18 protein-coding genes, 1 tRNA gene and 1 rRNA gene (1 of these 20 only partly in view) are annotated in these 21,954 nt (G+C 49.3%); 2 read left to right on the top strand and 18 right to left on the bottom strand.

Annotated features, from left to right (window positions below; all coding sequences use genetic code 11):
• Positions 1 to 91: 91 nt before the first annotated feature.
• The 8 genes from V5J77_RS08740 to V5J77_RS08705 all read right to left on the bottom strand — a co-directional run bounded on the left by V5J77_RS08740 (position 92) and on the right by V5J77_RS08705 (position 6,946).
• A complete protein-coding gene (locus V5J77_RS08740; protein WP_338555386.1) occupies positions 92 to 1,504 on the bottom strand; it encodes an extracellular solute-binding protein in 1,413 nt (470 codons plus the stop codon).
• 204 nt (positions 1,505 to 1,708) lie between these two features.
• Positions 1,709 to 2,737, bottom strand: coding sequence for a LacI family DNA-binding transcriptional regulator (locus tag V5J77_RS08735; protein WP_338555385.1), 1,029 nt, complete (start codon positions 2,735 to 2,737; stop codon positions 1,709 to 1,711).
• Positions 2,738 to 2,973: 236 nt separating this feature from the next.
• Positions 2,974 to 3,055, bottom strand: a tRNA-Leu gene (locus V5J77_RS08730).
• 111 nt (positions 3,056 to 3,166) lie between these two features.
• Entirely contained in the window at positions 3,167 to 4,624 is a 1,458-nt protein-coding gene (locus tag V5J77_RS08725) for a DHA2 family efflux MFS transporter permease subunit (RefSeq protein WP_338556647.1), read from the bottom strand.
• Positions 4,625 to 4,690: 66 nt separating this feature from the next.
• Positions 4,691 to 5,275 (bottom strand): TetR/AcrR family transcriptional regulator, encoded by a 585-nt coding sequence (locus V5J77_RS08720; RefSeq protein ID WP_338555384.1) that lies wholly within the window; start codon positions 5,273 to 5,275, stop codon positions 4,691 to 4,693.
• Positions 5,276 to 5,393: 118 nt separating this feature from the next.
• A complete protein-coding gene (locus tag V5J77_RS08715; RefSeq protein WP_338555383.1) occupies positions 5,394 to 5,630 on the bottom strand; it encodes a nucleotidyltransferase family protein in 237 nt (78 codons plus the stop codon).
• A 170-nt stretch (positions 5,631 to 5,800) separates the two neighbouring features.
• A complete protein-coding gene (locus V5J77_RS08710; RefSeq protein ID WP_338555382.1) occupies positions 5,801 to 5,935 on the bottom strand; it encodes a hypothetical protein in 135 nt (44 codons plus the stop codon).
• A 54-nt stretch (positions 5,936 to 5,989) separates the two neighbouring features.
• The gene (locus V5J77_RS08705) at positions 5,990 to 6,946 is read right to left on the bottom strand and encodes a carbon-nitrogen hydrolase family protein (protein WP_338555381.1); all 957 of its coding nucleotides are present in this window, start codon (positions 6,944 to 6,946) and stop codon (positions 5,990 to 5,992) included.
• A gap of 193 nt (positions 6,947 to 7,139) precedes the next feature.
• Here V5J77_RS08705 and V5J77_RS08700 point away from each other — a divergent pair, with 193 nt between their 5' ends.
• Positions 7,140 to 8,585 carry a PLP-dependent aminotransferase family protein gene (locus tag V5J77_RS08700; protein ID WP_338555380.1) on the top strand — a complete coding sequence of 482 codons (1,446 nt, stop codon included), beginning with the start codon at positions 7,140 to 7,142 and terminating at the stop codon, positions 8,583 to 8,585.
• A gap of 18 nt (positions 8,586 to 8,603) precedes the next feature.
• Here the strand turns inward: V5J77_RS08700 and V5J77_RS08695 are convergent, their stop codons facing one another.
• From V5J77_RS08695 to V5J77_RS08660, 8 genes are all read right to left on the bottom strand, one after another.
• Complete coding sequence (locus V5J77_RS08695) at positions 8,604 to 9,686, bottom strand: diguanylate cyclase (RefSeq protein WP_338555379.1); 1,083 nt, start codon at positions 9,684 to 9,686, stop codon at positions 8,604 to 8,606.
• Positions 9,687 to 9,748: 62 nt separating this feature from the next.
• The gene (locus V5J77_RS08690; RefSeq protein WP_338555378.1) at positions 9,749 to 10,762 is read right to left on the bottom strand and encodes an HD-GYP domain-containing protein; all 1,014 of its coding nucleotides are present in this window, start codon (positions 10,760 to 10,762) and stop codon (positions 9,749 to 9,751) included.
• Between the two features lie 126 nt (positions 10,763 to 10,888).
• Positions 10,889 to 12,046, bottom strand: a complete 1,158-nt coding sequence (locus V5J77_RS08685; protein WP_338555377.1) for a GNAT family N-acetyltransferase — start codon at positions 12,044 to 12,046, stop codon at positions 10,889 to 10,891.
• A gap of 72 nt (positions 12,047 to 12,118) precedes the next feature.
• A complete protein-coding gene (locus V5J77_RS08680; RefSeq protein WP_338555376.1) occupies positions 12,119 to 13,441 on the bottom strand; it encodes a F390 synthetase-related protein in 1,323 nt (440 codons plus the stop codon).
• A gap of 2 nt (positions 13,442 to 13,443) precedes the next feature.
• Positions 13,444 to 14,283, bottom strand: coding sequence for an MBL fold metallo-hydrolase (locus V5J77_RS08675; RefSeq protein WP_338555375.1), 840 nt, complete (start codon positions 14,281 to 14,283; stop codon positions 13,444 to 13,446).
• On the bottom strand, positions 14,280 to 15,278 hold the full coding sequence (locus tag V5J77_RS08670; RefSeq protein ID WP_338555374.1) for an NAD(P)-dependent oxidoreductase: 999 nt from the start codon (positions 15,276 to 15,278) through the stop codon (positions 14,280 to 14,282). The genes V5J77_RS08675 and V5J77_RS08670 overlap by 4 nt, the downstream gene beginning before the upstream one ends.
• A 27-nt stretch (positions 15,279 to 15,305) precedes the next feature.
• Positions 15,306 to 16,517, bottom strand: a complete 1,212-nt coding sequence (locus V5J77_RS08665; RefSeq protein WP_338555373.1) for an ATP-grasp domain-containing protein — start codon at positions 16,515 to 16,517, stop codon at positions 15,306 to 15,308.
• The gene (locus V5J77_RS08660; protein WP_338555372.1) at positions 16,507 to 17,526 is read right to left on the bottom strand and encodes a beta-ketoacyl-ACP synthase III; all 1,020 of its coding nucleotides are present in this window, start codon (positions 17,524 to 17,526) and stop codon (positions 16,507 to 16,509) included. The genes V5J77_RS08665 and V5J77_RS08660 overlap by 11 nt, the downstream gene beginning before the upstream one ends.
• Positions 17,527 to 18,040: 514 nt before the next feature.
• On the opposite strand from V5J77_RS08660, the gene V5J77_RS08655 reads away from it, so the two are divergent.
• A complete protein-coding gene (locus V5J77_RS08655; protein WP_338555371.1) occupies positions 18,041 to 18,817 on the top strand; it encodes a YheC/YheD family protein in 777 nt (258 codons plus the stop codon).
• Position 18,818: 1 nt separating this feature from the next.
• Here V5J77_RS08655 and V5J77_RS08650 read toward each other — a convergent pair whose 3' ends face one another.
• Positions 18,819 to 20,090, bottom strand: coding sequence for an MFS transporter (locus V5J77_RS08650; protein WP_338555370.1), 1,272 nt, complete (start codon positions 20,088 to 20,090; stop codon positions 18,819 to 18,821).
• 359 nt (positions 20,091 to 20,449) lie between these two features.
• A 23S ribosomal RNA gene (locus V5J77_RS08645) occupies positions 20,450 to 21,954 on the bottom strand; it runs 1,539 nt beyond the window's last position.

Raw genomic sequence — 21,954 nt, 5'->3', positions numbered from 1 at the left:
TGTAAACTGGCGAAATTTATTACAGCAATCGCCCGGTTTCCCTGAACGGAAAGCCGGGCAGGCTGCTTTTTATGGGCAAAGCCTTTGGGATTTATTTTTTGTCATCTTTCTTGTCTTGCTCGCCTCTCAGCACTTTTTCAGCAGCTGCTTGCGCAGGCCCGATGACTTGGGCAACGCCCGTTGCCGGCGTAATTTCTCCCTTGATGAACTTGCCCGTCACGGAGTCGAGCTGCTCCTTAATGCCAAGCCCCCCAAAGCGTCCACCGAACACACGCTGTACTTTTCCCGCGTCATTCATAGCATTAGCGATAGAGCTTTCATCAGGCAGCACATTTTCCTGCCATAGCCTGCGATTTTCCTGCCAATTATCGAAATCCTGAAGCTCTTCCCAGATTTTCACGATAACATCTGCATCCTTCACTCCTTTAGGGATAACGTAAGCTGCAGTTTGACCAAGCGGATCAAGATAGCTTTCAGCCTGTGGCCCCTTTGGAAGATAAACGTATCCCCACTCATCCTTCATTTTGTCCTGAATGCGCCCTTCAATTTCCCATAAGCCGCCCGGATACATGGCAATCGTGCCTTCTGCAAAATATTTTGCCGGATCCTCCCAGTCGTTACCCTCATTTTTCTTCACAACTTTATGCTCGTTATACAGGCTATAAAGAAAGTTAAGCGCTTCCATAGATTCAGGTGAATCAAAAACAACTTTTTTGTTCGCCTCGTCATATATAAGGCCGCCGTTGCTGGCGATCAGCAGCTCCGAGAAAACATAATGGGCAGCGGCAAGGCCGTATTGATCAGCTTTTCCGTCACCATTGTTGTCTACGGTCAGCTTCTTCGCGGCATCCAGCATCGTCGTCCAATTCCAATTGTCCTCGTCCATCAGCTGCTGCGGGTCCTTTAAGCCCGCCTCCTTGAAAATTCTTTTGTTGTAATACATCCCTGTGTCATTCGGGTTATACCAGCTTTCTAATCCGAATACATGGTCGCCGCCAAAGCGCATCGAATCCACGACGTCCGGCGCTATCCGCGTATCTTTCAGGTAATCCTCCAAGGGCGTCAAAAATCCCCCTTGCATAAGGCCCCATATGAAGCCGTCGGGTAGCCTAACCACTTCAGCAAAAGGATCGTTTGACATAACAGAGGAGGAAAGCTTCTCTGTAGTCGACCAATATTCCGTATTTAAGTATTTGATTTTTACGTTATATTTTTCTTCCACTTTTTTGATTCTTTCACGTGCCAGCTCATCCGCTTCGGAATCTCCATCAGGGGCAGCATCCCACCAATGCGAAATGCGAATTTCTCTACCACCCAAATTGGCGGCTGGAGGCTCAGGCTCCTCGGTGGGCACAGTCGTTTCCTCCGCCGGTGTTGCAGTAGAGGCAGGCGATTCAGTGGCCATTGTATCTCCTGTATTGTTGCCACTGCAAGCAGATACAAACATCCATACAGCCGTTAGTAAAATAAGCAACATCGACTTCATCCATTTCGTCTGTTTCACTGTTCAGCACGCTCCCCTTGATAGATAATCAATAAATGTAAGGGCTTTCATGAAACCCTTTTCAGTATAGCTCGCTTATTTACTATGGTCAACATTAAAGTTTATATTATCCATATATGGAACGACTAAAATAGACACAGAAATGTACATTTCATTCCACGCAAAAAAGAGCGGCAAGCCCGAAATAGCTGGCTTGCTGCTCTTTTAGTAACTTCGGGCTCCCGTGCTTTGCCGAACAATAAGCTGTGGTGCCAAAGTAGTAAGCTGCTTGACCTTTTCTTTCCTCATCATCGCTTTAAGCACCTGTACTGCCATTCTCCCAAGCTCATGCGCCTGTTGAGAAACGGTAGTCAGCTCAGGGATAAAATGATGTGCCAAAGGAATATCATCAAATCCGACTACGGACATGTCCGTTGGAATCGTCAGACCAGCATCCGTCGCCGCCTTAATTGCCCCGATAGCAGTATAATCGTTGACGCAAAAAACAGCGGTTGGCCTCTCCTCCATTTCGAGCAGCTTCAGCATTTGGCGTTTGCCTGAATCAATGGAAAAGCTGTTTGGCAGCAGCCAATTGTCCCGAATTTCCAATCCCTCGTCCTTCATCGTCTTGCGAAAGGCTCGCAGCTTAATTGAGGTTGTGGTCATATGGCTTTCTCCGCCAATAAAGCCGATTTCGGTATGCCCCAGCTCAATGAGATGCCTGACTGCGAGGGCAGTACCTACCGCTTCGTCGGTAGTCACTCTAATTAAATTCGTATTGCGCAGCCCCCCGTTCACGAGCACGGTCGGAATGACGCTTGCATGCTGCACGAGCTCCTGCACCAAATGCTCATTGCAGTTTTTTAAATTGATCCTGCCTCCTAAAAAAATAACACCATCCACGCGTTTCTCCCGCATAATGCTAAGATATTCCGATTCCTTAGCGTGATCTCCGATAGAATTGCTAAGCAGGAACGTATGCCCTGAGTGCTGCGCCTCTTCCTCCGCTCCAGCGAATACTTCCGGGAAAAAGGGATTGGTCAGATCAGGGACAATGATGCCAATAATGCCGGTTTCTTTTTTAAGTAAGCTTCTTGCCATTGCGTTAGGCTGAAAGCTGTATTTTTGAATAAGTGCTTCAATCTTAGCTCGCGTAGATCCCTTTACCGGGGCGGTATCGTTCAGCACCCTCGATACGGTGGCAACCGATACATTTGCCTCCTTGGCAATATCATATATGGTGACCTGTTTCAAGCCCAACTCTTCCTTTCTGTTATTAAGTATCGTCCCATTATAGCAAAATAGGTCATGTTATGTAATGGATGACAGCCCTTGCAGCTAATAGAAGAAGGGGCGGAAAGGCGGTGCAAGGGACCACTGAAGGGCTTTTCAGATACGCCCTAATTCAGCTTCAAAAAAACACAAAAGAAAAGGGCTGTTTCTCAGTAGTTAAAAACTACTTAAAACAGCCCTTACTCTTCCAATCATAATGCGCGTGGAGGGACTTGAACCCCCACGTCGTGAAACGCTAGATCCTAAGTCTAGTGCGTCTGCCAATTCCGCCACACGCGCGCGATGTTCGCTAACAGCGAATAAATATAATATATCAGAAAACATCGCATCACGCAAGCATTTCTCAAAAAAAATTTCAAAAAATAATTGGCACTTCTATTTAGAGCGATATTAGGCTTCCTGTTTGCCTGCTGTCGTCACCCGCACTCGCTTAATGAAGAAAGCAATCACAAGCCCGACAAGGGCAAGCACCATTGCAAATATGAAAGCATCTTGTACACCAACGGTCAAGCCGCTAACCAAGTTGGCTGGCGATTGTGGATTTCCTTCTGCTGTCTTAAGGAATTTCTCCATCCCTGCCGTCATAATACTGACAGCCAGCGCCGTACCAATAGCACCTGCCACCTGCTGCAATGTGTTCATAATCGCTGTTCCATGCGGATACAGCTCAGGTGGAAGCTGATTCAAGCCATTCGTTTGCGCAGGCATCATAATCATCGAAATCCCAATCATTAACAGGGAATGCAGCACGATGATCAACGCGGTCGTCGACGCAGTAGAAATATCAGAGAAAAACCATAATACGACCGATACGACTAGCAGGCCAGGAAGAACGAGCCATTTGGGTCCATATTTATCAAACAATCCTCCCATTACAGGAGACAAGAAGCCGTTAATAAGTCCACCTGGAAGGAGAAGCAGGCCGACAGTCAATGGACTCATCATTAGACCGCGCTGTAAATACATAGGTAATATGAGCATGGAGGATAGAATAACCATCATGCAAATAAACACCATAATTAAGCCAATTGTAAACATCGGGTATTTAAACGTCGACAAATTAATCATTGGCTCTTTCATCTTAAGCTGACGGATAACAAATAAAATGAGTGCAACGATACCTACAATCATCGCTATAATTACTTTCGCGCTTCCCCAACCATGCTCGCCTTCTCCCGCGCTGCTAAAGCCATATACAACACCGCCAAAGCCAAGGGTAGACAAGCAAATCGACAATATGTCGATACGCGGCCTAGTCAAGGTAGAAACATTTTGCAAATAGACAAGCCCTACAAACAATGAAATAATCAAAAACGGCAAGGACACCCAGAAAATCCAATGCCAGCTTAAGTTAGCGATCAAAATTCCGGCAAAAGTCGGTCCCGTGGCTGGTGCGAACATCATGATCAGACCGATAATTCCCATCGCTGCGCCACGCTTCTCAATCGGAATAATGACGAGCATCGTATTAAATAATAGCGGCAGCAACAGCCCTGTTCCCGTTGCTTGCAGCACACGCGCTATAAGCAGCGTTTCGAAATTCGGTGCTATAGCCGCTACGAAAGTGCCTAAAATAGAAAAAATTAACGACACTACAAACAATTGCCGTGTTGTAAACCACTGCAGCAGCATGCCTGATACGGGCACCAGTACACCTAGCGTCAGCAAAAAAATAGTCGTAAGCCATTGCACAGTCGCCTCGTTAACGCTCAAATCTCTCATTAAATCAGTCAATGCTACATTTAGCGCCGTTTCACTAAAGAAACCGATGAATCCGCTAAGCAATAGCGAAATCATAATCGGCATTACCTTGTAAGTCTTATTAGGTGAAGCTGAAGTCCCTTGCATCGTTCCTGCTTGCACTTGTTTCATCCTCCTGCGAATTAAAAATTCAGTTTGTTGTAGCCTGTTGTTCTAGCTTGCCGGGCCGCCATTCACAATGGACGGCACGAGGCGAGAAATGTTGAGGAGCGGCTTCTCATCTCCATGAGTAATGGCCAAAATGAATGCACCTTCCACTAAGGAAAGAATAACATTGCTTATTTCAGCAGCACTGCTGTCATTCGCTCCATTGTTAACAAGCTGCTGGGCGATATACTGCTGCCATTCATTAAAAACGACTTGGCACGCGGATCTCAGTCTTTCGCTAATCAGACATGTCTCAGCAGCCATCCAAAAGCTGAACGGTATAAATCCTCTAAACTGCGACTGCTTCCCATCTTGAATGATGTCGGAAATATGAGCCTGGATGGCCGCTACAGGATTAGAATTCTGCTCAAAATTAATCCGCCATTTTTCCAGCACAACATTCTTAATCGTTGTCATACATTCAACCGCCAGCTCCTCCTTGCCTTCAGGGAAATAGTAGTACAAGGACCCCTTCGGACAAGAGCTTTCCTTAATAATTTGATTTAATCCCGTTGCATGATACCCTTGCACACAAAACAGCTTCATTGCTGTATCTATGATCTGCTGGCGGGCATTCGGCTTTGAAGCCACCTTTTCACCACCTTAATTATAGAGAACGGTCTATTTAATTAAACGTGAAAATAGGCAGACTGTCAATCCGAATTCGCAAGATTGCAGCGCTATTTTTTGTTAAGATTTGATGTTGTCGTCACTCCTGCTGCTCTGCTTGATGGACTTTTGGCCATATGGCCTGCCAATTTTTCTTCCGCATTTTTTGCTCGTATATACGATAGTGCTCCGAACCCGGCTCATCAAAAGCTGTAGGCCTAAGCGCAGCTTGAAGGACATCCGCTACTCCGCATGGAGCCGCTAGCTGGAGCTCCCCGCTCGCATCCAGCGCCACACCAAGCGAAGTCGCCCCCCAATACCGAACGTATATTCTCATTTTAACCGAAAATCCGCTCATTGGGAAGATAGAAGATATCACACCACGCTGTCCAATCCCATACAAAAAATGAAAAAAACGCCTTAACAGGCTAACTTCAACCTGATAAGACGCTCGAAAAATTAGAAGAATGGAAAACTCAAAGCAGTCCCACATCTCTTAGCAGCCATTTAATTTTTCAGCTTGTCTTCGTCATGCTCATCCCATTTTTTGGAGTAAGCCTTATTTGTAATCCAAAAGGTGATCCATGCCAAAATACCAACGATAACAACCGCTGCAATCCATACGCCAACTGGAACGTCCATTTTTCTGCCCCTTTCTGCTATAAAGCTATCCTTTTATACCGTCGCACTATTCCATTAAATTCCGCTTTTAAAAAATACATTCGACTGCTTCGCTTCATTAACATGCAGCTGAAACACATCCGGCCTGCTGTAATGCCCAACTACATCAAAGTCAAAGCGGCTTTCGGCGATTTTCATCATATCCAGCTCCGCTACGAGCAGCGCCTCCCGCCCATAAACAGGCTCAACCATATATTCTCCTAATGGTCCAACAATAGCACTGCCGCCCCTGCTCAGCACCTCATCCATCTGCTCCAGCTCGGCAAAACTCGCCATATCCTTTGGATACAAGGACTTCGTAGCAAACTGATTGCTCGACAGCACATAGCAGCGGCCCTCGCAGGCGATATGACGAATCGTTGATTGCCAAGTATCGCGGGCATCCGCAGTAGGTGTTATAAAAAGGTCTATCCCTTTCGCATACATGGCGGTTCGAGCCAGCGGCATATAGTTTTCCCAACAAATTAAGCCGCCTATACGTCCAAAAGGGGTTTGAATAACCGTTAGCGTGCTGCCGTCCCCTTCTCCCCAGAGCAGACGCTCCGCAGCTGTAGGAATCAGCTTCCGATGCTTGCCAAGCAGCCTGCCGTCCGGCCCCACATAGACGATTGAATTGTACAGTGTAGCTCCACTAAATTCCTGGTCACGCTCTAGCACACCAACGATTAGATAGATGCCATTTTCAGCAGCAATATCCCCTAACAGCTTGGTATCCTCACCCGGAATAGTAATGGCGCTTTCCGAATAACGGCGAAAGTCCTCCCGTCCCTCCGCTGTCCGGCTTCCGATGCGATTTCCAAACGTCATGCCACGCGGATAACCGGATACAAATACTTCAGGAAACACTAGCAGCTTGACTCCCTGCCTGCTTGCCTCGCCAGCATATGCAGCTATTTGTGTGAACGCCGACTGCTTATCTAATAAATGAGGCGCAGCCTGTACTACGCCAACCTTCACCTTTTGCTGTTCCATACGCTCATCCCCCTGCCTAAAACAACTGCCCCTGCATAGCCAGCCGCTTCTCTTATAGTCCATCATAAGGGGATTGGCTGATAAAGTAACCATCCAATTATCGACTAAAATAACCATCCAATTCGAACTAATGGTACTATAATAAAAAGACAATTCCAAATCAGACCAATCAATGATGAACGGGGTGTACAGCATGACATGGAGACTGGACCGACATTTAAAAACACCTGTTTACTTGCAAATTGCCGAGCTGCTGGAACGCAGCATTGCTTCGGGCGAATATCCGCCAGGCAGCCCGCTTCCTTCCGAGCGAAGACTTGCAGAGCAATTAGGCGTTAATCGCAGCACCATTGTGCAGGCTTATGCCGAGCTGCGCTCAGCCGGCTTGGTGGAAAGCAAAGTGGGGAGCGGCACAACCGTAAGCCGCAGTAAGTGGGGGATAGCTCCGTCTCAAACGCCGAATTGGCGCCAATATGCAGAAGGAGGCAGCTTCCTGCCCAATTTGCCATTTATGAGACGCATTCGTTCATCCATGCTCCACCACGGCCAGATGATTGATATGGCGAGCGGGGAGCTTGCGGAGCCGCTGTTTCCAAGCACACTGCTCCAATCTATTATGCAGGAGCAGCCTTTCATGGAGCCGCTTGGCTATGATCATCCACAAGGCAATCCGCAGCTGCGTGTGGAGCTGAGCGCTTTTTTGCGAAAGCAGGGCATTGCTGCTCCTGAGGCTTCTATTCTCGTTACCTCCGGCTCGCAGCAGTCGCTCTATTTAATTACGCAATGTCTCCTTGCCCCAGGCGATGCCGTTGCAATCGAGGATCCCTCCTATTGCTATTCGCTGCCGATGTTTCAATCCGCAGGACTTCGTATTTGCCGCCTCCCGGTTCATCATGACGGCATTGATCCGGATGATATTGCGCGCTTATACCGCGAGCATCGCATTCGCATGCTTTTTATCAATCCTAATTATCAAAATCCGACAGGCACTTCTTTGAGCATGGAAAAGAGGCAGCGTGTATTAGCCATAGCTGCCGAGCTGCGCATTCCTATTGTAGAGGATGATCCGTTCAGCCTGACTTCCTTTCACAATGAGCCTTTGCCAACCCTAAAGGCGCTGGACAAAGAGGATATCGTGCTCTATATTGGCTCGTTATCCAAAATCGCTGCATCAGGCCTGCGAATCGGCTGGCTGGTCGCACCTCAATCAGTCGTGAACCGCCTCGCTGATGCCAGGCAGCAGATGGACTTTGGTCTTAGCATTTTGCCTCAGTGGCTGGCTGGCCGCCTGCTCGCTTCAGAAGGATTTCCGCTGCATTTGCAAGCGTTGCAATTAGCGCTTAAGGCCAAGCAGCAGCGAATGATTGGTGCGCTTGAGCACTATTTTCAAGATCGGCTTGCTTTTACAGCGCAGCCAGGAGGGCTTAACCTATGGTGTAAATCAAGGGAGGACATCAGCGATCATCGCTTGCTGGAAGAAAGCATCCAGAGAGGGGTCGTGTTTGTCCCAGGCAGCGTCTACGGCTCGGTGGAGGGCTTCATCCGTCTAAGCTATGCTCGGCCGGAGCCGGAGCAAATGGAAACGGGAATGGAACGCTTGGCCGCTGCCCTGCGCGCCAGCCTGCTTCGGAAAAGCTAAGGCTGGCGCCAGGCTGCCTTAGGAGCGCCACAAAATCGTCTTGTTTCTGCCGGAATGCTTAGCCTGATACAAGGCCTGATCGGCATAATCAATTAGAAACTCCTGTTCAACCTGTGGGTAGCAGGCAATACCGATGGAGACTGTCACGCTTACCGACTGGCTGTCATTAACCTTAATTTTACATTTTTGAATCGTGCTGCGTAAATTTTCAGCTAAAGCAAAAGCACCAGACGGCGAACAATTAGGCAGCAAAATCGAAAATTCTTCCCCTCCATAGCGCGAGGCTACATCCTCTGCCCGAATCGTGCGCCTAACGATAGCAGCAAGCTCGCGCAAAACAGCATCTCCTGCGGGATGGCCATAGGTATCGTTAATCTTTTTGAAATAATCAATATCCAAAAACAGCAGAGCCAGCGGCGCCTTACCGCTCTCCGCCTGAATAAACAAGCGGTTAAACGCCGCATCGAATGCTCTGACATTGGCCAGCTGAGTAAGAAAATCCGTCGTCGCTTCCTGATTCTTCTGGTGGAACAGTTCATCGCGCTGCGTTAAATAACGCACGCAATAAGCGACGATAAAGCCGCTGGCAAGCATCGGTGGAAACAGGTATTTATAAGTTGAATTGGACCACTCTATTCCATATGTAAACCAAGAATTTCCATAAAGCAGCGCCATGAGCACCAGCAAAGAAACACTCCATTTTGCCCAATACCCGCCAAAGCGCTTGTATTTAAAAATGATGCCCGAGAGCACTCCAAGCAAAAAAATGAAAGCGCAAGCAGTAAGGGATGCCTCATGCAAGCCGCCAAACATTAGTACCCGTCCCCCCGCTATAAGAACAGAAGCCAATATAGACGCATGTAGGCCACCGTAGTAGGCAGCGATAATTATAAAGAAATATCTAAAATCAATCATGCCGTGATCGGATACAGGCAGTCCAAAAAACATAATCAAGATGCCGCAAACCCCATATATCACGCCAAGCATAAGCCTCTTTCTAACTTCAAGGCGCAATAACTCCATATGAAGCAAAGCATTTATAAGCTGCTTGCTGAAAAAAAACAGTGTGAACGTCACGGATAATATCGTTATTATTTTCATAAGATGTCCCTTACCTACCTTGCTGCGACGGCATTTTCCACAGGGTTAGCATGCGGCGTGCCTCAAGGCGCAACTTTAAGAATATGCAAACTCGTATCTCGGCTTAAATCAATAAAGTTGTCATTTATTTTCACCAGCGGTCTTAGCGCATTTTGTGGATTAATCAATACGATCGAGCCGATTTCATCGTTGGTGAGCAGCACCTGATGCCCCAGCATCGACTGCATCATTTTGTCCATAAACAGCTTGCTGATTTGCGGATCAAATTCGCCAAAAATATTGTTGTTCATTTGGATAAGCGTCTCGTAAAAAGGCAGTGCCTTGCGATAGGGCCGATCCGAGGTCATTGCATGAAAAACATCGGCTACCGCTACGATTTTGCTAAACGGGGCGATTTGCTCAGAGCGCAAGCCAAGCGGGTAACCGCTGCCATCTTGTCGTTCATGATGCTGAAGCGCTACCAAAGCTTGGACATGATTAATGCCAACGGTGTCTTTGAGCAGCTCATAGCCAAAAATCGTATGCTTTTTCATTAGGTCAAACTCTTCCGTATTAAGCGATGCCGGCTTGTTCAAAATTTCATTTGGTATTTTCGTTTTACCAATATCATGGAGAGTAGCCGCCATCGTAAGCTGCATGAGATCGCGCTCATTCATACCCATCCATTTTCCAATTAATGTAGATAATACACCTACCCCTATATTATGGCGGTAAGAATAATCATCCTTGGATTGCAAAGCACCCAGCAATTCATAAAAATCAGGAAGCTCCGACAGCTCGTTAATAGAAGGTATAATATTTTCCCGGATCTGCAGCAATGGTATTTGCTTGGCATAACGAATTTGCTCGAAAAGCTCCGCCATATACAGTGTACTGCCGTCCATTTTTCCCTGTGCCTGCGATTTTCCCTTGTCCCGCTTAATATCTCTTTCTTCCAGTTCAATCGCATGACGATAAATCAAGTCGAGCTGTTCCTGATCCAATATGGTATGGGCAGGAGCAACAAGCACCCCGTGATGATTATACAAATCCTGAGCCAGCTGCTTTCCCAAAAACAATTGATTGCCGTTGTCCATCTTCAAAACACCTGCGCTCTCAATAGAAGAATATGTATTTATTCGTTCTCTTCTATTATACTTTACAGGTTTGAAACTTTTTTGAATTTAATTGTATGATCTCCTCAAACAGCGGAAATTTTTTGCTTACAGCTTGTATCTTCTCATTAGAGGAACGCCCACCGTCAATAAAAGCTTGCTAAGTCCACTCCAAACCGCCCTTCTCGCGGCTGATAGATGCACGATGTAAACGGCGCTATACTCCATTTCCGCCTCCGCTCCGCGAATGCGCTTAAACTCAGCCGCGCCAGAGCTGAGATGCAGCAGCTGCCTGCGATCCGCCGCAGTCTGCATCGCCAAGTGCATGAGCATCCGGTAGAGGCCGTTACGCTGGGCAAGCGCCGTATTGTAGCCCACTAACGGTACCGACATAACTTCTCCATGAATAAAGTAGCCCACTACGCCTTGCAAAATCCCCTGCTCATCGCGGAGCCCGGTCATCTCCAGCAGTCCCTTCTGATGGCAGTGGCGAATGTATTCAGCTGTAAACTTAGGATTGAGCTCTGAATATTTTCCTATGTACAATAGCTCATACAACTGAGCAATACGCTCATAATCCGGTTCTCCAAGCTCAGCGTGCGTGACGATATGATAGTTAGACTGGGCGAGCAGCTTGCGATCCCATTTCGTATTTTTTTTCTTCAAGTACAGTGCAGCCGCGCCATTGAAAAAATAAACCTGCCGGCTCGGCACCAGCACATAGCCCTGACGCAGCAATTGCTTCATCAGCTCCCCATTCGTGCGCTTATTGAGCGACCGATAAATAATCGCATGCTCCGGATAGCTTGCTGTTAACGTCTGTGTGACCCCCGCAAGCTCTTCCCCACTAAGCTCGGTATACAAATTTGTTGAAAGCAGCCAGTTGTTCACATGGACGTTTCGGTCGATTTTCGCCAGACGCAGCAGCGGGGCAAGCCCCTTCAGCAAGGAGCCGCACAGGAAGCGCAGCAGCCGATTTTCCAACAAATAAAGCTCCTCTTCCGCATACTTGACATACGTCCCATAGGGGGAGCACACGTAGGAATTGTCATACTCCTGCTCATTAACCGTCATCGGCAGCCAAGCCTGGCCCGCTTGCAGCAGCCGCAGCTCCGTGCGCACATTGCGGATAAATAAATTTACCCCGTTTTGCATTAAAGGAAGCAAATATTCAGCCGCTTTATTTCGTTTTTCGCTTTTTGTCACTTCAAGCTCCTTTATTTCTGTACCGCTAAGCTCTTTAACTATCGCTTTTGATCTGGGCAAAGCTATCCCTCCTTTCTTGAGCTCCTTGCCTTTGTTGCCCTTCTTTACTTGCCTTTTCTTACTTGCCTTCCTTCATTTGTTCTCAAGGCTCCACCTTCGCTCCACCCGCCGCAGCTTGCGCAGCCCCTTATTCGCTTCATAAGGGATAAAGGAAATCAGCGGCGCGATGCAGCCGCGAGAGGAAAACAGCTTGGACAGCGCAGCGGCAAGCTCTGGCTGCAGCTCATCTGGCGCTCCTTCTGTACGCAGGGCTACTTCCAGCTGCCGCTCCGACTGCTGCACAACCTTGTATTCCTTAATCCGCTCTGAGGTCATCATAACTGCCCGTCTTATAAAATCGGGGAAAATCGGCACCAGCCGCTGCGACTGTACATCGCGTCCATAAAATAAATCATCCGTCCTGCCTTCAATCGAGGCAATTGCCGTAAAGGTAGAGCCGCAAGCACAAGGCTGCTTTGCCTCCGTCAACAAATCATTAAGCCGATATCGCACAATAGGCTGGGTGGTCCGAGAAAAATCCGTAATGATCGGCGAAAACAGACGCCGCTCCTCATCTACATATTCCTTCTCAATAACGAGTATATCCTCGTTCAGATGCAGGGTTCCCTGTGAGCAGGTTGCAGCGAGGAAGCCTTCTGTGCATTGATAGATTTGATCAACGCGTACGCCGAAAGCCTGCTCAATAAGCCGCTTGTCCAGCGGCTCAAGCACTTCTGCAACGGAGATTATTTTTTCAGGGGCAATGGATAACTCTCCGGCAAGTTGCGCTTCAGCGAGCAATCGCAGCATGGACGGCGGCGCAACCAGCAGCGTAGGCTGCTGGTCGCTCAGCATACCCACATTGTCCTCCACAGGACGAATCATATCGTAAAAACGGAATTGCAGTCGCTTGGAGCGTACGCTTTGATATAAATGACTGTCCGCGCGCAGAAAAAATGCGATCCGCTGCCGTACAAGCAGCGAGGCGGGCAGCGCCTTTGCCAGCACCGTCCCCGCCCAAGCTGCGCGTTCCTTCGCACTAACCAGAAACAAGCCGCGGCTGCCTGATGTGCCCGACGACAGTCCGACCGCAATGTCGCCGATTTGCGCTGAGAAATCCCGTTCCCGCTCGGCGCGCATAGCGATTCGGAATGCTTCCTCCTTCGTAATGCCCGCCGTATTCAGCCAATCAAATTGCTCCATCATCACCGCTTTATCAATCGTCGGAAAGCTGCGCCACTGCTGGGCATCCAGCCCTCCGTAATAGCTTCGGTAAAAGGGGGATTGCTTCCGTATCCGCTTCACAAGCGCAACAACCTTGCGGTGCTGCCAAGCCTCCAGCGCCTTCCGACTGCGAAACCGCCGGGCGCGAAGCTTTGTCAGCATATAATAGACCAGCAGCCTTAATACTCTCATCCTCACGCCTCCTGCCACGGTGTGCAGCGTTTCCACGTTTCCTCGCAGTGGGTAAACATTTGCTGCAGCTCCGGATTTCGCCGTTTCAGCTCAACGAGACGGTTGAACGTATCTTGAAACTCCGCCTTATTGTCGAACACAATGGAGGCAAATGGATGAGGCGGGCGATTATTCCGCACCGCAGCCTCCGACCAGCTGGCGTCGGCGCCAAGCAGCAGCTCCTGCCCTGTATCGCCCTGAAGCAGTACTCCGAATTGGCCCGCCGCATGTCCCGACAAACGAATAGCCGTTACGCTTCCATCATTAAATAAATCGTATCCGCTCTGAAAAGGGACGTACTTCGCTGGCAGCTGCACCTGCTTAGACTGCTCGATCCAGCGCGATCGCTTCGCGAAATCATGCGGCAGCAGCTCTGGCAAAAAAGCTCTTTTAACCGCGGCGAAGCCGTTCAAATGCTGGACAGCCTCATACCCCAGCTTCGAGCAAATAAACGTCGCCTCGGGAAAATCTCGCAAGCCGCAAACATGGTCGGCATGAAAATGCGAGACGATAATGTGCCTTACCTCGCGAGGCGAATAGCCTGCCGCCTGCACATGCTCCGCCGCCGAGCGCTCCCCGGCAAGCGTTACGGGTGTCGTCCAGCGGTAAAGCGCATAAGGCAGCCGCTTCGTTGCCTCCAGAAAGCGCGGCGAATAGCCGGTATCAAATAATACCGGCCCCAGCACAGGATGCTCCATTATAGCGAAAATACCCGGAAACGCTTGCTGACGCCAGCGCCCCCCGCTAATCGCCAGCGCTTCCAGCTGCTTGCAATAGCCTGTATTGTGAAGGGTCATTTTCATCGTATTTCCTCCTGCTCCTTCCACCAGGCAGCGAACCGCCTGAGTCCTTCCTCGACGCTCACGAGCGGCCGATAGCCTAACTCCCGCTGAGCCTTTTCAATGCTTAGCGTTTGGCTGAAGGCAAGAATACCGACCGTGTAACGGGTCAGTAGCGGCTCTTGGGCGAGCCCCGGCAGCCTCGCCGCCAGCTCCAGCAAGGAGGCCGCACTATACGCCGCAAAATAAGCAATCTTTTTGGTTCGCATCGGTTTATTCAGCAATTCAAACAGCCTAGACACAGCTTCCCACAGCCGCACAGGCTCGCCATTCGTAATATTATATTTTTGTCCGAGCACAATCGGGTCCGCATATAGGCAGCGCATGAGCGCCTCCGTTACATTATCCACATACGTAATATCGACAAGCGGCTGGCCGCTTCCGAGCATCGGAATAAAGCGTTTGTCATTTGCCCGCAGCAGCCTTGGAAAAATCGCCGTATCACCAGGACCGAACAACGCACGCGGCCGAATCGTCACCACGCGCAGCCCATGCTCTCGATAAGCACGATCGACCTCTTGCTCGGCAAGCAGCTTCGTCGCGGCATAGTGATTGACAGCCGATTTCGGCAGCGGCTCATGCTCCGCAATATTAAAGCGATGGCGATAGTCAAAGTAAATGGAAGGCGTTGATACATGCACCAGCCGCTGGACATTATATTTAAGGCAGCCTTGTATGACATTGCGCGTGCCAATAACATTAGCCGTATAGAAATCACGGGATTTGCCCCAAGGCGCAGACAGGGCTCCGCAATGAAACACAGCGTCATGCCCAGCAATCGCTTCTCCCATTTGACCTGCTGCTAAATCCAGCTGTAAAAACGTCGCGCCCGCCCGGGTAAGCCGTTTTCCCGCCTCTTGGCTACGCCCGGTCGCCGTCACCGAATGGCCTTCCTTCAGCAGCCGATTGACCGCATTTTCTCCTAAAAATCCGGTTGCACCTGTCACCAGTATGTTCAATTTCGCCTCCTCCTTTCACATCCTTGCTTAACCATTCCATTCAATATCGGAAGTTGTAAAAGCAATAAGCGGCTGCCCCGCCTTGCGAGCCCGCCGCCACAAATCAAACCAGACATAGCCTTGCATCAGAAATGGACCGGGGTCCTTCCAGCTAAAAATAACATCGCGCCCGCTTGCCATGCTCGCCAGCCAATGCCAGCCGCCGCGACGTAGCCCGCGCTGACGCCGCTGCTGCGAAAACCCATAGGCCAACATGGCTGCCGCGATCATTTTCCCCCGCGATTGCTGCGGCATAATGATGCTGCCGGGCTGGCCGGCCCCCCACAAGGCGCGGCCGAGCTCGTCCCGCTTGCCGAACAAATGCAATCCGCTCGTCGCTCGCGGATTACACTCAAGCGGCCATATCTCGCCGCTCTCCCCTATTATAAAATCAAAAGCGATTTGGCCTGTAAACTTTGTATGAGCGGCGAACGTCTCCACCCATTGCCGCAGCTGCGGCTGATGGCATGGCTTAAAAAAGGTGCTGGCTCCCCGTCCAGCCGTAAAATCAACGGCATAATCCGCATAGGCTAGCAGCTTGCCTTCCTTTGCAATCGAATACGTGCAATATTCACTTCCTGCGACGAAAGCTTGGGCGACCCAAGGGCAAGCGGCAGACAGCTCCAGCTCAGCAGCAGGAGGCGGCGATTCGCTTGCCCGCCATATTTGCACTTTGGTGGAGAAGCGGGAATAGACCGGCTTTAACACCCACACTTGCTTTGAAGCAGGGTCATGCAGCTGCCAAAGCTCCGCGTAGGAGCGAAGCTGCTTCGTCTCTGGTGCAGCAAGCCCTGCCTCTCTCACCGTCTCGATGAACGTCCATTTGCTATGCAGAGCAGTCAGCTTTTCCGCATTATCGGTGAAAACTAAGCAGTTTCCAAGCTTGTCTCGCAGCTTGGCAATATAATAGATTTCCTCACAGGTTGGTATGAGCAGCTCAATGCTGTACTTTTCCACCATTGCCGCCAGCGCTTGACCAAATGCCGCTTCGTCCATTCGTGGCGCTGGAAGCATCTCGTAATGCTGAATGCAGGTTGAAAAACGAATGAGCGGCCTCGCCATACTGTCCGCTGCGTAAACCTCGCAGCCCTGCTCCGCCAGCTGGCGAGCTAAATCCAGTGCAGCAGGCGCCCTCCCTCCCGTAATGAGGATACGCCGACCGGTGCAAGCTCCCTGCTCCTCGCCTGCTTTAATATTCAATAATCATCCCGCCTAACGAAATGCCTGCCGAAATGCCAATGAGCGCAAAGCGGTCACCACGCTGCAAGCGGCCCTGCTGAACGGCCAGATGAATGCCCATAGGCAGTGAGGCCGAAATCATATTTCCGTGATTTTCGATAATATTCACAAACTGCTCGGGTGCAATGCCCAGCTTTTTCTGCAGCAGCCGCATCGCGAGGGCACTGCCCTGATGCGGTACAACGAGCTTCAGCTCGGACATGTCAATGCTCGCCTCATGAAACAGCCGCCGGATAAAGTCAGGCAGCAGCTTAGACGTTTTGCGAAACAGCGCCTCGCCCTGCATAGCAAACAAATATTGCTCCGCGTTAGCCGCCTTGTACTGCGTGGAAGGCAGTCCTGAGCCTCCGCCGCGAATTTCCGAAAGCTCGCGTCCCGAGCCGTACGTTTCCATACGCGACGCGATAATGGCTGAGCCTTCTCCTTCGCCACTTCTGCCGATGACTACTGCTGCTGCCCCGTCCCCAAACAGCGTCGCGCTTTCAGGATGCTTGTCATTAAGGCCGCTTGAGGCAATTTCCGGCGAGACGAGCAGCACCGTGTCGTATCTGCCTGCTTCTATCATATAAGACACCATATCAAACGCTGCTAGAAACGACAAGCAGGTCGTATTGATGTCAAGGCAGGGAATACCTGATTCGCCCGCCCACATCTCATCTTGAATTAGCGCCGCCGTGCACGGAATAAGCTGCTCGGGAATCGCATTGGCACAAATAATGCAGTCTATGTCGCCTAGCTCAAGACCCGCTGCCTCCAAAGCGGCAAAGGCAGCCTTTGCGCCCATGACGGACGCGGCTTCGCCAGCAGCATAATGCCTGATTTTCACACCTGATTTTTTATATGCCCAGCCTTGCGGCTTATTCAGCTTTTCATCCAGCTGCTCAGCTGTTACCTGTTGAGGCGGCAAATAGGAGCCCGTCCCCCATATTCGTACATTCCGTTGTTGCTTATGTCTATTTCCTGCATGCATAACCCTCACCGCCATCTATTAGCTTGTTGTCTATCCTAATGTGTATTTCTACTTTATCTTACTAGATGGAGGGTAGCTGGACATAGTACCAAATTTTATTAGTACCTTTTTTGGCTTCAGTCCCTTTCCAATTTTACATTATATGTTAGAAATCCGTTTTTATCGCTTTTTTTGTTGAGCACCCGCTCATGCTTACAAGGATCATTCAGCAGTATACCTTACAATATACTAGAATCTATTATTGGGCTCAAACTGGTTATTTCTAAGTATTGCGAGCTGGAGAAGCTGCTCACGTTTAAAAATATTGCCGAGGAAATAATCCTCTCTCGCCCTGCTCTGCAAAACATTTGGCTACTGATACATCAACCTCTCCTCCCATCAGGCAAAAGCCCTCCTCCGCTTGATTTAAGCGATGCCGGGCTTTTGCTGATTTCGTTATTTCGGTAAGCTTTCCTAGTTATCCGTACAAGTGTGTTGCTTCCTGCTATCATACAATGGCTACGAGGTGACAACGATGTATACGAAAACGTATCGCAGCGCGACCATCCGCGGCAAGCTGAGGGTGTGCCGTTTTTTACAAAAAAATGCTTCAACTGAATCGCTCATACCAAGCACCACCAGCTTCACCTTATCCAATCTTAAAATGATGGCTGCTGCCCATCACACGCTGTATATTAAGCCGAATATCGGCTCGCTTGGCGTTGGTGTGCATAAGCTTGAGCCCAAAAACGATGGCTACGAGCTGCTCTATACAAAAAGCAAAAAGCAGCTTTCTAAATTTTTTCCCAGCTTAACAGATCTCCATAGCTATTTGCTGCCTGTCAGGCCTTCCCGTCTCATTATTCAGCAAGCGATCAGCCTCGATCAGGTTGAACATCGTCCCTACGATATTCGTGCCATGGTGCAGCGAAAGCCGGGTGGCCGCTGGACCTTTACCGGATTCCTTATTAAAGTGGGCGCCAAAGGCAAAATCGTTACCAACTATCATCAAGGCGGAGAAATTTGGACGATGCAGAAGCTGCTGCAGCGCAAAGGCTATGAAGAAGCAAAAGGGGCCGAGCTCATTAGCCGATTGACTCGGCACTCATTGACAGTAGCCCGTGCTCTGAGTAAGCATAAGGCGGGCATGTTTGAAATGGGCATTGATTTTGCCTTGGATCGCAACCTGCATTTATGGATACTTGAGGTCAATTCCAATCATCCCCAATTTCGTCCATTAAAATGGATTGATCGCCGCACCTACAACCGGATCATGCGCTTTGCCCGAAGCTATGGCCGTAAAGACGATTAGTTTACTCTCCTGCACGTTCAGAAGCCTTTGCTTGTCCGGGCTGCTTCTCGCTAATTAACAAAGACAGCAAATATTGTGCGAGCGCAGCCCCGAACAGCACGACTGGCAGCCAGATAGACGTCACATCGCCAGCAAACAAAATTAAGCAGCCAATAGACACAACTCGGCCAACATTTAGAAACAACTCGCGCATGACAACGCATTCTACACGCAGCTGTCCTTTAAGAGGAAGCGTACCAATTAGTCGGTAATAATAGGAGGTCAATGTATTGACTGCAAGCGGATTGCAGATGGAAAACAAAATCATAAACAGCAGCACGGACCAAAAATCTACCGAAATGAGCAGCAGCGCAGCCCCTATGGCAACCCCAGTTGTAGAAAACAGCACATATTTCTGCACTTGCTCCTTCTGAGCTTTTCTCGATATAACATAACCCGTTATCACGGTAAGCGCCGAAAAAGCAACTCCTAAATAGCCGACCCGATCCTCACGCCCCACCGTCTGAAACAATAAAATATTCGGTAAAAACAACATAATCCCTTGAAAAAGTCCAAGTATAAAAAAGCTGACAAGCGACTTGAACCACCGCCTGTTTTTATTCATTGCAAGACCCATAAACCGTAAATAATACGCACGGTGATGCGATTTTACAATTGGAATCCGAAAGCTCACAATGGCTGCTACAACAAACATAACGAAGGCGAGCATAAAAATAATAACGTATCCCTGCAGCCCTTCATTCCGTGAAATAATAAATCCGGCCAACGCCGGACCGAGCAATCCCGCCGTATTGAATACAATCATATTCAGCGCTAAAAAACGAATCCGATTCGCTTCCGTAGAAACATCATATTGAATGACTAAATATCCCGTCCAATACAGTCCCCCAGCAATACCATTACATATGGCAAACAAAACATAATAATTAACGACCTGTTCACCAGTAATTACAACCATTAAATAAAAGACTGCTATTAAAACAATACCAATTCTGTAGGTTACCATGCGGTCTTTACGTTTCGCAATCCAGCCCCCTACCGCGAACGTGACCGGTGTCATTAGAAATACTATGATGTTGTAAAGCGCATTTACCGTTAAATCCTGCGTTAACCGCCACAAGTATAAATTAAGAAACAATCCGGACATGGATGCACCAAATTGAAAACAACCATGAATAATAATGGAGATAACGGCCTCTCTGCCAAGCCTTCTCTCTGGCGGAATAGCCGCTCCCCTGCTGAAAAAATAGTCCAATCTCGGCCATGTTCGCATATGTATACTGACCCTGCCTCTCTCTGTTTACATGAACTTCATCTTTCCCGTTCATTTTAGCATAAGCGCATCGCGGTCAGACGTTGTCGGAAAGCGTTAACGGTTTGGAAAACAGCCTTAAACGCTGTTGTAAGCCGGTTTCATGACGATTGGAGCTATTTATTGGACGTTAACGAGTGTTTCCATAGATTTTCGGCTATGTATAAAGTTTAGCAATTAATAAATTCGTTTTTATTTAAAAATAAATAAGCCTGTCACATGAATAGTGACAGGCTTATTATATAAAGCTAATGCTCCGATATGCATTACACATTGAAAACTGGATGCGAAAGACAAGCTCTGAAACTTTAGCGTGTTATTAGGATAAGCCCTCGACCGATTAGTATTCGTCAGCTGCACGCATTGCTGCGCTTCCACCCCGAACCTATCAACCTCGTCGTCTTCAAGGGGTCTTACTAAATTGGGAAATCTCATCTTGAGGGGGGCTTCGCGCTTAGATGCTTTCAGCGCTTATCCCGTCCGTACTTGGCTACCCAGCGGTGCTCCTGGCGGAACAACTGGTACACCAGCGGTACGTCCATCCCGGTCCTCTCGTACTAAGGACAGCTCCTCTCAAATTTCCTGCGCCCGCGACAGATAGGGACCGAACTGTCTCACGACGTTCTGAACCCAGCTCGCGTACCGCTTTAATGGGCGAACAGCCCAACCCTTGGGACCTACTTCAGCCCCAGGATGCGATGAGCCGACATCGAGGTGCCAAACCTCCCCGTCGATGTGGACTCTTGGGGGAGATAAGCCTGTTATCCCCAGGGTAGCTTTTATCCGTTGAGCGATGGCCCTTCCATTCGGTACCACCGGATCACTAAGCCCGACTTTCGTCCCTGCTCGACTTGTTGGTCTCGCAGTCAAGCTCCCTTATGCCTTTGCACTCTCCGAATGATTTCCAACCATTCTGAGGGAACCTTTGGGCGCCTCCGTTACATTTTAGGAGGCGACCGCCCCAGTCAAACTGTCCACCTGACACGGTCCCCGAACCGGTTTCACGGTCCTAGGTTAGAACTCCGATACGATCAGGGTGGTATCCCAACGTCGCCTCCACACAAGCTGGCGCTCATGCTTCTTAGGCTCCCACCTATCCTGTACAGATCGTACCAAAGTTCAATATCAAGTTACAGTAAAGCTCCATGGGGTCTTTCCGTCTTGTCGCGGGTAACCTGCATCTTCACAGGTATTAAAATTTCACCGGATCTCTCGTTGAGACAGCGCCCAAGTCGTTACGCCATTCGTGCGGGTCAGAATTTACCTGACAAGGAATTTCGCTACCTTAGGACCGTTATAGTTACGGCCGCCGTTTACTGGGGCTTCGGTTCACAGCTTCGGGTTACCCCTAACCGCTCCCCTTAACCTTCCAGCACCGGGCAGGCGTCAGCCCGTATACTTCGCCTTACGGCTTCGCACAGACCTGTGTTTTTGCTAAACAGTCGCTTGGGCCTTTTCACTGCGACCCCCTCGGGCTATTCACCCTACCGAGGTACCCCTTCTCCCGAAGTTACGGGGTCATTTTGCCGAGTTCCTTAACGAGAGTTCTTCCGCGCGCCTTAGCATGCTCTGCTCGCCTACCTGTGTCGGTTTGCGGTACGGGCACCTTCACCTGGCTAGAGACTTTTCTCGGCAGCCGGAGTGCATGACCTTCGCTACTATAATTTTCGCTCCCCATCACAGCCCAGCCTTACGATGAGCGGATTTGCCTACTCATCAGCCTCACTGCTTGGACGGACTATTCCATCAGTCCGCGTCACTGCCCTTCTGCGTCATCCCATTGCTCATAACGGTTTACGGTGGTACAGGAATTTGAACCTGTTGT

This window comes from Paenibacillus sp. KS-LC4 (genome assembly GCF_036894955.1).
Lineage (GTDB): Bacteria > Bacillota > Bacilli > Paenibacillales > Paenibacillaceae > Pristimantibacillus.
This window is presented reverse-complemented; position numbering and strand designations above follow the sequence as displayed.

Bases quoted from the DNA above. Each gene is read 5' to 3' on its own strand.
- V5J77_RS08690 (WP_338555378.1), bottom strand. From the start codon at position 10,762: ATGGACAACGGCAATCAATTGTTTTTGGGAAAGCAGCTGGCTCAGGAT.
- V5J77_RS08695 (WP_338555379.1), bottom strand. From the start codon at position 9,686: ATGAAAATAATAACGATATTATCCGTGACGTTCACACTGTTTTTTTTC.
- V5J77_RS08660 (WP_338555372.1), bottom strand. From the start codon at position 17,526: ATGCATGCAGGAAATAGACATAAGCAACAACGGAATGTACGAATATGG.
- V5J77_RS08710 (WP_338555382.1), bottom strand. From the start codon at position 5,935: ATGGACGTTCCAGTTGGCGTATGGATTGCAGCGGTTGTTATCGTTGGT.
- V5J77_RS08700 (WP_338555380.1), top strand. From the start codon at position 7,140: ATGACATGGAGACTGGACCGACATTTAAAAACACCTGTTTACTTGCAA.
- V5J77_RS08725 (WP_338556647.1), bottom strand. From the start codon at position 4,624: ATGCAAGGGACTTCAGCTTCACCTAATAAGACTTACAAGGTAATGCCG.
- V5J77_RS08675 (WP_338555375.1), bottom strand. From the start codon at position 14,283: ATGAAAATGACCCTTCACAATACAGGCTATTGCAAGCAGCTGGAAGCG.
- V5J77_RS08705 (WP_338555381.1), bottom strand. From the start codon at position 6,946: ATGGAACAGCAAAAGGTGAAGGTTGGCGTAGTACAGGCTGCGCCTCAT.
- V5J77_RS08715 (WP_338555383.1), bottom strand. From the start codon at position 5,630: ATGAGAATATACGTTCGGTATTGGGGGGCGACTTCGCTTGGTGTGGCG.
- V5J77_RS08655 (WP_338555371.1), top strand. From the start codon at position 18,041: ATGTATACGAAAACGTATCGCAGCGCGACCATCCGCGGCAAGCTGAGG.
- V5J77_RS08650 (WP_338555370.1), bottom strand. From the start codon at position 20,090: ATGCGAACATGGCCGAGATTGGACTATTTTTTCAGCAGGGGAGCGGCT.
- V5J77_RS08680 (WP_338555376.1), bottom strand. From the start codon at position 13,441: ATGAGAGTATTAAGGCTGCTGGTCTATTATATGCTGACAAAGCTTCGC.